5 protein-coding genes and 1 pseudogene are annotated in these 12,254 nt (G+C 71.3%); 2 read left to right on the top strand and 4 right to left on the bottom strand.

From position 1 onward, the window contains the following. Nucleotides 1–118 precede the first annotated feature (118 nt). Nucleotides 119–373 (top strand): annotated as a pseudogene (locus tag OG975_RS47170) (transposase); the annotation flags it as partial. A gap of 185 nt (nt 374–558) precedes the next feature. On the opposite strand, the gene tnpA reads toward OG975_RS47170, so the two are convergent. Then, nucleotides 559–975, bottom strand: a complete 417-nt coding sequence (tnpA, locus tag OG975_RS47165) for an IS200/IS605 family transposase (protein WP_406335974.1) — start codon at nt 973–975, stop codon at nt 559–561. A 25-nt stretch (nt 976–1,000) separates the two neighbouring features. On the opposite strand from tnpA, the gene OG975_RS47160 reads away from it, so the two are divergent. Further along, complete coding sequence (locus OG975_RS47160) at nt 1,001–2,224, top strand: RNA-guided endonuclease InsQ/TnpB family protein (protein WP_406335972.1); 1,224 nt, start codon at nt 1,001–1,003, stop codon at nt 2,222–2,224. Between the two features lie 108 nt (nt 2,225–2,332). Here the strand turns inward: OG975_RS47160 and OG975_RS47155 are convergent, their stop codons facing one another. The 3 genes from OG975_RS47155 to OG975_RS47145 are packed head-to-tail and all read right to left on the bottom strand — an operon-like array spanning nt 2,333 to nt 12,080. Next, nucleotides 2,333–3,808, bottom strand: a complete 1,476-nt coding sequence (locus tag OG975_RS47155; RefSeq protein WP_406335971.1) for an MFS transporter — start codon at nt 3,806–3,808, stop codon at nt 2,333–2,335. Next, a complete protein-coding gene (locus OG975_RS47150; protein ID WP_406335970.1) occupies nt 3,805–4,548 on the bottom strand; it encodes a thioesterase II family protein in 744 nt (247 codons plus the stop codon). The genes OG975_RS47155 and OG975_RS47150 overlap by 4 nt, the downstream gene beginning before the upstream one ends. A gap of 23 nt (nt 4,549–4,571) precedes the next feature. Next, the gene (locus tag OG975_RS47145) at nt 4,572–12,080 is read right to left on the bottom strand and encodes an SDR family NAD(P)-dependent oxidoreductase (protein WP_406335968.1); all 7,509 of its coding nucleotides are present in this window, start codon (nt 12,078–12,080) and stop codon (nt 4,572–4,574) included. Between the last annotated feature and the right edge of the window lie 174 nt (nt 12,081–12,254).

Raw genomic sequence — 12,254 nt, 5'->3', positions numbered from 1 at the left:
CTTTCGCGACTGCGGGTGTCCGATGCTTGGTCAAATAGGTGAGGAGCGCCTCTGACCTGGGACGATGAGACTTGTCTAGGGTCCATGTCGTCGTCGGGAAAGCTGCACTCCTCAGGCGAAGAAGGGTACCGGGTCGTACCCCCGTGTCCGTGTCGAGGGCGGTGGCCGCGGAGTGGCTTCCCAGGCCGGGTCCGTGCTGCTGGCGGAGTCGGTCCGCAAGACCGGGCTGGACAGCGCGATATCAGCGGCATGGGCGCCGTGGCGCGAGCAGCGGGCGGTGCATGATCCGGGCAAGGTCGTGCTCGATGTGGCGCTTGCGGTCGCGCTGGGCGGGGACTGCCTGGCCGATGTCGCCCTGCTGCGGGCGGAGCCGCACTTCTGTCACCGGCTACCGGGATTCATTCGCAGTGCTCCGGCCTTCAGGCCGGGGGTGAAACGAATCTGATGGTGGCGACGCGGAGCGTCGCGGATTCCGGTCCGGCGGAGCCGGACGCCGCGTGTACACCACCGTGGCGCGGAGCGCCGCGATGGCTGGTCGCGGCGGAGCCGGGGCGGTGCTCACACCGGCCGGTTCTGCTGTTCGATGTACTGCTTGACCACCGAGAGCGGGGCGCCGCCGACAGTGCCGGCGAAGTAGGAACCGGACCAGAGCTTGTTGGCCCGCCAGTAGTGGCGTACCAGGTCGGGGAACTCCTGGCGCAGTCGACGAGAGGAGACGCCCTTGAGGGAGTTCACGAGCTTGGTGACAGCGACCTTGGGCGGGAAGTTCACCAGGAGGTGCACGTGGTTGTCCTCGCCGTTGAACTCCACCAGCTCGCACCCGAAGTCCGCGCACACCGACCGCATGATCTCCTCCATCCTCACCAGGTGATCGTCCGTGAATACGTTGTGCCGGAACTTTGTCACGAAGACCAAGTGCACATGCATCACGAAAACACAGTGCCGACCAGTTCTAATCTTCTGCATCTCACCCATAACCCAAATATGTATCGTGGCCGTCATGCAACTTCGGTACAGCTTCCGCCTGTACCCGGACTCCGGCCAACGCGCAGCCCTGGCGAGGGCGTTCGGGTGCGCCCGCGTCGTGTTCAACGACGCCGTGCGCGCCCGCGAACACGCCCGCCGAGCGGGCGAGGCCTTCCCGACGGCCGGCGAGTTGTCCAAGAAGTTGATCACCGCTGCGAAGCAGACCGCTTCACGGGCCTGGCTGGGTGAGGTCTCCTCGGTGGTGCTCCAGCAAGCGCTGCGCGATGTGGAGGCCGCCTACAAGAACTTCTTCGCCTCCCTCAAGGGCCAGCGGCAGGGCGCGAAGATGGGTGCACCCCGCTTCAAGTCCCGCAAGGACAACCGGCAGTCAATCCGCTTCACGGCCAACGCCCGCTGGTCGATCACCGACAACGGGCGGCTGAACCTGCCGAAGATCGGGGCGGTGCAGGTGAAGTGGTCACGGACTCTGCCCACCCAGCCCAGCTCGGTCACCGTGATCAAGGACGCGGCCGGGCGGTACTTCGCCTCCTTCGCCATCGACACCGACCCGGCCGCCGACGCCGCCCGGATGCCCGAGTCCGACCAGGCCATCGGCATCGACCTGGGGCTCACCCACTTCGCGGTCCTGTCCGACGGCACGAAGATCGACTCCCCCAGGTTCCTGCGCCGCGCGGAGAAGAAACTCAAAAGAGCTCAGCGGGAGCTGTCCCGCAAACAGAAAGGCAGCAAGAACCGTGAGAAGGCCCGCCTCAAGGTCGCCCGCGCCCTCGCGAAGGTGACCGACGCGCGCAAAGAATTCCACCACCAGCTCTCCACGAAGCTGATCCGCGACAATCAAGCGATCGGCGTGGAGGACCTGGCGGTCAAAGGACTCGCGCGCACCAGACTGGCCAAGAGTGTCCACGACGCCGGATGGTCGGCATTCGTGACCATGCTGGAGTACAAGGCGGCCCGGTACGGCCGGACCCTGGTCAAGATCGGCCGGTTCACACCGACCTCCCAGACCTGCTCGGCCTGCGGCATCAAAGACGGACCCAAGCCCCTGCACGTCCGGGAATGGACCTGCACCGCCTGCGGGACCCTCCATGACCGGGACCACAACGCCGCGATCAACGTCAAAACGGCCGCCGGACTGGCGGTTGCAGCCTGTGGAGCGCAGGTCAGACCAGGACTCGTCCTGGCACAGCGCGACGAAACAGGAAGCCACGGATTCTCTCCCGAACCCCGTGCCGCGTAGCGGCACAGCAACGGACGAGAAGGCCAGAATCCTCGGGCTTCAGCCCGAGGAGCAAGTCAAGGAGCCGCGAAAGTGGCGGCTGGGCCTATGGTGCCGGGTCCGTACCGCTCATTCAGGACTCTCACGGGACGTCGTGGCGAGCGGAATCACGTTGCGCCAGGGAATGACCGCCAGGACCGCCGCCAAGGTGATGGCCCCCGCGGTCAGGGCCGTTGTCGTGAGGCCGTCGACGAACGCCTGCCGTGCGGCCGGGAACGGTGGCAGCACGGCGGTCGGGGTGGTCGCCGAGGCCACAGTACCGAGGCGGTCGGTGACAACCGTGCTGAGGACGGAGCCCTGGACAGCGACGCCGAGGGAGGCTCCGACCTGGCGGGTGGCGTCGTTCACCGCGGATCCCAGTCCGGCGTGGGACGGCGGGATCGCCCCCATGACGGTGTCCGTGCCGACGGCCGCGACCAGCCCGGCGCCCAGTCCGGCGATGACTTCGAAGAGCAGCAGGTGTCCGTAGCCGGAGGTGGCCTGGGTGTGGCCAAGGATGGCGAACGCGGCGGTGACGAGGGCGAGTCCGGCCGTGAGCGGCGTTCGTTCGCCGTGGCGGGCCAGCAGCGGCGGTGCTGCGAGTGAGCCTGCGGCGAGAGCCACAGCCAGGGGCAGCGTGCGTACGCCGGCCTCCCAGGGGGTGTAGCCCAGGACCCCTTGGAGGTAGAGGGTGATGACGAACAGCGCTCCGTACATCGCGAAGGACAGCAGCGTCAGGGACGTGGCGCCGCGCATCACGCCGGGCAGGCGCAGCAGGGGCAGGGGCAGCATCGCGTGCTCGGCGCGGCGCCTCTGATGTGCGACGAACACGGTCAGCAGGGCGGCGGCCAGGGTGAACCCGGTCAGCACCGGCGGGCTCGTCCATCCCTTGACCGGGCTTTCGATCACTGTCCAGACGAGCGTAAGCAGCCCGCACGCCGACAGCAGCGCGCCCAGGAGGTCGACCCGCTCCTCGCTGTGGCCCCCGGTACGGCTGGATCCTGTCTTCGGTACGGCGAGCAGGGTGAGGATCAGGGTCACGGCCACGAGGGGGACGTTCACCCAGAACCCGGCGCGCCAGGAGAAGGTCTCGACGAGGGCTCCGCCGAGCACGGGTCCTGTCATGCCGCCCAGGCCGAGGGCGGCGGCCCACAAGGCGATCGCCCGGCGCCGCGGGGCGGGGTCGGTGAAGAGGTTGCTGATGATCGAGAGGGTGGCGGGCATGAGCAGGGCGGCCCCTGCGCCCATGCCACAGCGCGCGGCGATGAGCCGGCCCGGTTCCTCGGCGAGTGCGCCAAGCGCGGATGTAGTGCCGCACACGACCAGACCGAGCGTGAATGCGCGGCGCCGGCCGATCCGGTCGGTGAGGGCTCCGGCGGTCAGGACGATGCCGCCGAGGACCAGGGCGTAGGCGTCGACGATCCACTGGATCTGGGCCATGGAGGGTTTCAGGTCGCGATCCAGGTCGGGTACGGCGACGTTGAGGACGGTCAGGTCCATGCCGAGCAGGAACACGCCTAGGCAGACGACGACGGCGGCCGTCCAGCGCGCACCGTCACGGGTCATCGGGCCGCCATCTGTAGGTCCTTGGCGAGCCGGCGCACCAGCGCCGGGGTTTGGTCTTGCGGGTAGGTGTGGCGTCCGGCGAAGAGGTAGGGCGTGGCGGGGGTGGTGAACAGGTCGTTCCAGCGCTCCAGACAGTCCGGCGGGACCAAGGGGTCCGCGTCGCCTCCGTACAGGGCCAGAGGCATCTGCAGGGGTGGTTCGTCGTGGTGGCGGTGGTGCAGGGCGAGGACCAGGTCGGCAAGGAAGGGCGTGCACAGACTCGTCACGGCCACCGGGTCTTCGAGAATTTCGGCGGGGACGGGCCCCACCATGTCGGTGAAGGCGTTGAGGCCGGAAGTAAGCAGGGTGGCCAGGAGCCGGTCGAGTTCCCCCTGGTGGGGTGCGGGAAAGGCGGAGAAAGCAACGAGTACAGGCTCGCGTCGACCGGTGCGCCGCAGGCGGCGCGCGGTCTCGTAGGCGAGCAGGGCGCCGAAGCTGTGCCCGAACAGGGCGAAAGGCCGCGGGTCGGTGGCATCGTCGGTGAGGGAGGCGAGCGCGGCGGCGAGTGCTCCTGAGTCGGTCGGTGACGGCTCGTCACGGCGGTTGCCGCGGCCGGGCAGGGCGACGGCGTAGGCCTCGACGGCGGTCGGCAGGAGGTCGGCCCAGGGCTGGTAGTACTCCGGGCCGGAACCGCCGGGCGGCAGGCAGTACAGGCGTGCGGTTGCCTGGGGGCGGTGGGTGAGGGGGACGAGTGCGGGCACGGAAGCGTTCCTCATCGGGCCTGTCAGCGGGTGGGGTTGAGGCGAGCGAGCACACGCTGGGCGAGCGCGGGAAGGTTCGGTGTGCCGGCGAGTTCCATGGTGGGCAGGTCGCAGCCGAGCCGCTGCTGCAGCAGGGCGGCGAGTTCGGCGGCCAGCAGGGAGTCCACGCCCAGCTGGTCCAGGCGTCGGGTCCGGTCGATGCGGTCGGGCGTCGTCTGCAGGACGTGGGCGAGGAGGTCGGCCAGGACGTCCTCGACGAGTGCGGCGGCGTTGCCGGGCGCGGCCTGTTTGAGCGCCTGTCGCAGTGACTCCGCACCGTCGGTGTGTTCGGCCGGGGGCAGCAGCGCGGCCGTACGCGGTGCGGAGAGGATGTGCAGGAATCGGTGCATTCTTGCCCAGTCGATGTGCCCTACGGTGACCGCCGTGGTGTCGGGGTCGGGGTCCGCGAGGAGCCGGTCGAGGGCGGCGAGCGCGTCGGCGGTGGCGAGTCCGCCGATGCCCAGCGCCGTCATCTCGTCGTCGCGTTCGGTGCGATGCACGTAGCCGGATCCGGCGATCGCGCCCCACTGCACCGCGAGGGCAGGCAGCCCGGCCCGGCGACGGTCGCGTACGAGGGCTTCGAGGGCGAGGTTGGCGGCCGCGTACGACGACTGCGTGAGGTTGCCTGCTACGGCGGCGGCCGAGCTGTAGACGACGAAGAAGTCGAGCGGGCGGTCGCGGGTCAGCTCGTCCAGCACGTGACCGGCCGCCATCTTGGGGGTGAGAACGGCCCGTACGCGCTCGTCGTCCAGTTCGTGCAGTGGGGCGTCGTCGAGCACCATCGCCGCGTGGACGATTCCGGCCAGGCGCCGCTCTTCGGCGTCGAGGCCGTCGAGGATCCGGCGCATGGCGTCCGGGTCGGCCGCGTCGACGGCGTACGCGTTCACCCGCACGCCGAGTTCAGCGAGGTCGGCGGTCAGTTCGGCGGCGCCGGGCGTGCGCGCGCCGCGTCGGCCGACCAGGGTCAGGTGGCGGGCCCCGCGGGCGGCCAGGTGGCGGGCGGTGGCGGCGCCGAAGCCGCCCAGCCCGCCGGTGACCAGGTAACTCGCCTCCGGGTCCAGGACGAGGGGGGTGGCAGCGGGGCGGACCGGCAACGGTTCGGCGGCGTCGAAGGCGACGACGACCTTCCCGATGTGCCGGGAGTGCTGCAGAACGGCGAACGCCTCGCGGATCCTGGCGGCCGGGTAGACGCGATGGGCCGGCGGGCGGTAGATGCCCTCGTGGACGGCCCGGGTGATCGCCGTCAGATGGGCGTCGGCCAGCGCGGAGGCGTCGGTGAGCAGGGCGGCGACGTCCACTCCGAAAAAGGAGAGGTTGTCGCGGAAGGGCGCCAGGGCGAGCGAGTTGTCGGCGAGGAAGTCGCGCTTGCCGAGCTCCACGAACCGGCCGTGCGGTGCCAGAACGCGCAGACTGCGGTCCATGGCCTCACCGGCCAGGGAGTTGAGGACGACGTCCACGCCCCGGCCCTGGGTGATGGCGTCGATCTCGTCGGCGAAGCGCAGCGTGCGTGAGTCGAGGACGTGCTCGATGCCGAGCAGCCGCAGCAGGTCACGCTTGGCGGGACTGCCGGCGGTGGCGATGACCTGGGCGCCGACGTGCTGGGCGTACTGCAGGGCGGCCAGGCCCACGCCTCCGGCCGCGCCGTGCACCAGCACGGTTTCGCCGGGCCGCAGGCGGGCCAGGTGGTCCAGGGCATGCTGGACGGTCAGGAAGACGGTCGGGAGCGTGGCGGCCTCGGTGAAGTCCATGCCGTCCGGCAGCGGCATCACCCGGTCCGCGCGGACCCACGCGTGCGAGCCGTAAGCGCCGAGGGTCAGACAGGCCACCCTGTCCCCGACACGGATGTGTTCGACGTCGGCGCCCACGGCGACGACCGTGCCGGCGCACTCCAGGCCGATCGGTTCCGCGTCGAGCCCGCGCGGCGCCTCGGGCGGCGGTACGAGGCCGGTCGCGGCCATGATGTCGCGGTAGTTGAGCGCGGCGGCCGCGACCTCGACGACGATCTCGCCCTGGCCCGGCCGGGGCGTTCGGGCAGGCCGCCAGCCGAGCCGGTAGCGCAGACCGGGCTCCTCCAGGACCAGGGTGTACGAGGCGGACGTCCCCGCTGTCCATGCCGTCGGAGCCGGGGCGGGAGGCGGTGCGTAGGGACGCAGCCGCGTCACGAACCGTCCCTGGCGGGTCAGCAGGACCTCGTCGTCGGCCGGGCGGGCCGTCAGCTCCTCGGCGAGCCTGTCCTCGGCACCGGCAGCCAGGGCGATGCGTCGGACGGTCAGCCGCGGTTGTTCGTTGGCCAGGCTGCGGGCCGCTCCCCACACGGCCGCGGCGGCGGTCGGCGGGATGTCACGGGCGCCGCACACGACGAGCCAGACGGTGACCCCTCGGTCCGCGGGCAGCTGCCGGGTGGCGGTGGCGAGCGCTCGCAGCACGGCCAAGTGGCGTACGGCGGCCTCCGTGGCAGCGGCCGGGCCACCCCCGCTCCCGGTCGCGCTGCCCTCGCCGCTGTCGGCCAGGAGGATCACGTCGTCGGTGTCCGCGAGGAGTTCTGACCACCGCAGCGGACTTTCACTTGCGCGCCGGGCATCGGCGCGCAGGACCGTGGCGGCCGCGGTGGCGAAGGGCCCGCTGGTCAGGTCGGCCACTGCGGGCGGGCGCACCGAACGCGGCTCGGGCGATGCGGTCGCCGGCATCGGCGCGGGTGTGGGGCGAGGGGCCCGGACGGTGAGGATGACGGAGTAGTGGTCGTGCGCGGGCTGTGTGGCGTCGCCGGGCTGCACGGTGCCGGTGTATCCGCACTCTTCCAGCAGTCCGGGCCATCGGTCGCGTGCCAGTAGCGGCCCGTCCGGCCGAAGATCGGTGTCCTCGGCGCCCCAGTAGGAGTCCAGCAGCCCGAACACCGGTGTGAGTGCGGCCTCGTCGTGGCTCTCCACCGCGAGCAGTTGTCCGCCGTCGGCCAGCAGGTCACCGATCCGGTGCAGGGTGCGCCGCAGATCCCGCGTGGCGTGCAGCACGTTCGCGGCGATGACAAGGTCGTAGGAGGCAGGGGTGAAACCCTGGGCGACGGGGTCGGTGTCGAGGTCGAGGCAGCGGTAGTGGACGAAGTCGTGGTCGGCGAAGCGGACCTGGGCGGCCGGGAAGAAGGCCGAGGACACGTCGGTGTAGGTGTAGTGCGTGCGCTCGGGCGGCAGATGCGGCAGGAGCGCGGCCGTCAGCCCGCCTGTTCCGGCGCCGACCTCCAGCACACGCAGCGGCCGCCCCTCGGGCCAGGCCGCGAGGGCCGTCTGAAGCAGGAGCCGGGCGGTGCGGTACTGGTGGTGCATCACGGGCGTGCTGTCGTAGATGCGCGCGGCGAGGGCGTCGGGCTCGGCGAACAGCAGCGTGAGCGGATCGGCGCGCCCGAGCAGCACGTCCGCCAGATGCAGCCCGCACACGCCGTACGCCTGCGCGGGGGCGGCCTCGGCCGGGAAGGCCAGGAGTGCTTCCTTGAACAGCCGGTGCGGCTGTGGTTCCTCCGCCACGCGCCACCGGCCGTTCCCCTGCGTGGTCAGGACGTCCTGCTGTACGGCGTGCTCGAACAGGGCGGTCAGCAGCCTGAGATGCCGGGGCCGCACCCCGGCCGCGATCAGGTCGTCCAAGGTGAACTCCACTGCGCCCGGCAGGAGTCCGCGTACGGCGGCTGCGGTCAGGTGCGCGCTCATGCGCAGGCAACGGGCGCGGGCGCGGTCGTACGGGTGTGTCCGCCATTTTTGGGCGGCTCGCGAGAGTTGGTCCGCGCAGGTGGCGAGGGTGTCCATGGGCGTGGGCCAGGACAACGGGGTGGCCCGGCTCGTGGGCAGCGGGGCGGCGCGCAGGACCTCGGCGAGCTGTTGGGGGGCGGGGGAACGCGTCGCGTCGAAGCGGCGCAGTCGGCAGCCGAGCGCTTCCAAGGCCACGGTGCCGTCTTCGGCCATGACGGTCATGTCCCAGACGGCCTCGCGTGCGGTGCGGGTACGCAGGCGTACATGGATCAGGCCGGTGCGGGGCAGCGGCTGCCAGCAGCGAACGGTGTCGATGCCGACGGGCAGGAAAGCGGCCGGTGCGCGGTCGGGGTCGGCCGCTTGCCGGTCGGTGGCCGCCGCGAGCAGCGGCAGGCCCGCCTGGAGCGCGCCGTCGAGGAGGGTCGGATGGGCGAGAGGAGCGTCGTCGAGGTCGGCGGTGGCGGCGTAGGAGGCGAGTACTTCACGGCTCTCCCCGTCGTCGGTGCGCAGGCCGGTCAGGGTACGAAACGCACAACCGTAGGGCAGCCCGGCACGGGCGCAGACCGTGTAGTGGTCGCCCGCGCTCATCTCGCGGGGCATGCGGGCGCGCAGCGTGTGCGGGTCGGCACCGGGCGGGCAGGCTCGCAGCAGCTTGCGTACGCGGCCGCGTGCGTGTTCGACCCATGCGCCACCGCTCCCGTCACGGCTGGAGACGGTGAAACGGCCGTCGCGTTCCAGCGCGGTGTGGACGGACATGGTGCGGTCCTCGTCGTCGCCCGGCAGGCTCAGCGCACGGCTGATCGACAAACCGTGCACCTCGACGGGCGTGTTGTGCACGGCCTGCCCGAGGGTCAGGGCCATGTCCACGTATCCGGCTGCCGGCACGACCACCGTCTCGCCGACCAGGTGATCGGCGAGCCATCCCAGGGCGCCGGAGGAGAGCTCCTGCTGCCAGGCGGGCCGCGCTCCCGGCTGTCGTACGCCGAGCAGCGTGTGGGGCGGCTGCGCCGTCTCGCCGTCCTCCTCGGCCGCGGTCTCCAGCCACCACCCGGGATCGCCGTTCCAGTGGCGTTCACGCTGCCACGGATAGGCGGGCACATCGGCCACCCGGCCTGGATGCGGGAACGGGATGCTCCAGTCGGTCTCGGCCCCGCACGCCAGCAGCTGCGCCACAGTGGCGTCGAGCGCGTCGGGGCCGGAGGCGGTGCGCGTGAGGGTGGGGATCACGGCGACGGCCTGCCCGGCACCGGTCGTGACACGGCGCAGATACGCGCCGAGCACCGGGTGCGGGCCGATCTCCACCAGGACGTCGCAGCCGGCCTCGCCGACGAGGACGTCCACCCCTTCGGCGAACCGGACAGGCTCGCGGACATTGCGCCACCAGTACTCGGCGTCGAGAACCTCGCCGCTGCTGAGCCGCCCGGTGACCGTGGAGGCCAGAGGGATGTGAGCGGGCCGTGTCGGCAGCCCGGACAGCATGGCCGTGAGCGGCCCGCGCGACTCGTCCATGGCCGGGCTGTGGAAGGCGTAGTCCAGCCCGAGGTCGCGGAAGAACACCCCCCGCTCGCCGAGCTCTTCGCCGAACGCGGCGAGCGCTGCGGCGTCCCCTGCGACGGTCACGTCCCGGGCGCTGTTGATCCCGGCGACCACCAGCCGCTTCGCCTGCCCCATCTCGAAGATCAGCTTTTCGGCGTCCGCAGAACCGAGCCCGACGGCCGCCATTCGCCCGCACCCGGCGGTCGCGCCCTGGGACCGGCTGCGCGCGGCAATCACCCGGCAGGCGGCCGCACGATCCAGGGCTCCCGCGCAGTAGGCGGCCGCGACTTCGCCCACGCTGTGCCCGCACATCGCGGCGGGAGCGAAACCGCGCGCGGTCAGCGCCGCGACCAGCCCGGCCTGGAGGGCGAACAGCATCGGCTGGGCGATCTCGGTGCGCTGCCACACCTCCCGCCCGCGGGGGGCGGCCATCTCCTCCCGCACCGACCAGCCCAGCAGAGGGCGCAACACCTCGTCGACCGCGTCTACCTCAGCCGTGAAGTGCGTTTCGGCACCGAGGAGTTCCGCCCCCATCCCGGCCCACTGGGAGCCGTTGCCACTGAAGACGAGTCCGATACGACCCCGCTCCACACCGACCGCACGAGCCGTGCCCCGTGCGGGCTCGCCACGTGCCACCTGCCGCAGCGCCCGCGCCGCCGCTGACGGGTCCTCGGCCAGCAACGCGAAACGATGCTCATACCGGGCCTGACGACGGCACGCCGTGTAGGCCGTGTCGTAGAAGGCGTCCGGGACCAGGTCCTCCAGGTGCTCCGCCCACCGGACGGCGGCAGCCTCCAACGCCTGCGGCGTACGAGCGGACACGACGAGCGGGAGTGGGCCGGCGCAACCGGGACGCGACCGGTCGTACGCCTTGGGGGCTGCCGACAGCACCACGTGGGCGTTGGCACCGCCGAACCCGAAGGAGTTCACCCCTGCCACCAGCCGCTTCCCCGACAGAGGGCGCGCCTTGGCCACAGGCTCCAGGCCCAGCCCGGCGAAGTCGATCCGCGAACTCGGAGGAGTCGTGTGCAGCGTCGCGGGAATCCGCCGCTCCCTCAGCACCAACAGCGCCTTGAGCAGGCCGGGCACGCCTGCCGCCGCCTCCAGGTGCCCCAGGTTCGACTTCACCGATCCGATCGGCAGCGGCGCACCCGAGGTACGGCGCCGCCCGAGCACCTCACCCAACGCCGCACACTCCACCGGATCCCCAGCCTGGGTACCTGTGCCGTGCGCCTCGAGGTACGCCACCTCGTCCGCGCCGATGCCCGCCTCGGCATACACCCGCGCCAGCAGCGCAGCCTGGCTGCGCGCACTCGGCAGCGCCAGCCCGACTGTACGGCCGTCCGTGTTGATACCACTGCCGAGGATCACCCCGTGGATCCGGTCGCCGTCCGCCAGCGCCGCAGACAGCGGCTTGAGCACGAGCACACCGGCTCCCTCCGCGCGCACAAAGCCGTCCGCGCGCTCGGAGAACGGGTGGCACCGCCCGGTGGGCGAGAGCATCGACGCCTGCGCGAACCCGACACTCTCCAACGGATTGAGCATCACGCTCACGCCGCCCGTGAGCGCGAGCGCACTGCGCCCGGACCGCACCTCCTGACACGCCTGGTGCACCGCGGTCAGCGTCGACGAACACGCCGTGTCCACCGCGAACGACGCACCCTGCAGATCGAAGACGTACGACACCCGGTTCGCGGTGTTGCAGGACGCCGTACCGCTCATGGAATACGCGTTCATCGTGCGCGGCCGCCGCTGTTGCAGATCGCCGTACCCGTGCGACGACACGCCCATGATCACCGCCGTGTCGCTGCCGGCCAGCGCCGCCGGGTCGATGCCCGCGTCGCCGAACGCTTCGACGGCGCACTCCAGGAGCAGCCGCTGCTGCGGGTCCAGCCTGGATGCCTCCTTCGGCGAGATGCCGAAGAACTCCGCGTCGAAGGCGGCTACGTCGTCCAGGAAGCCGCCCGCGGCCGTGTACGTACGGCCGGAGCGCGGACGTCCGTCGGACGACACGAACCGCGACACGTCGAACCGGTCGCCCGGCACCTTGCCGACCAGGTCCCGGCTCTCCGCCAGTGCCGCCCACAACCCGTCGAGCGACCGGATCCCCCCGGGCAGCCGGATCCCCACGCCCACCACCGCGACGTCTCCGTCACGGGCCTCCGCATGCCCGGGCGGGGTGGTGGCAAGGAGAACGGAGTTCTCCGCGGAAGCATCGGACATCGTACGAGCGTTGTCGTTCACCTGGGTCACGCTTCCCCCAACTCGTTGGGCCGACCTGGGGTTACTGCCGACGAGGGATGCGGGACGGAGCCTTGAGGCAAGTTACGCCAAGGGGTTGTACTGCGCTGTGCCCGACGGCAACGGCGTCAGACACTGCCGCCCCCTTTCATCGTC

Origin of the sequence: Streptomyces sp. NBC_00203 (genome assembly GCF_045206325.1) — a bacterium.
GTDB lineage: Bacteria > Actinomycetota > Actinomycetes > Streptomycetales > Streptomycetaceae > Streptomyces > Streptomyces lutosisoli.
The sequence above is the reverse complement of the archived record's forward strand: the minus strand, read 5'-3'. Positions and strand labels throughout refer to the sequence as shown.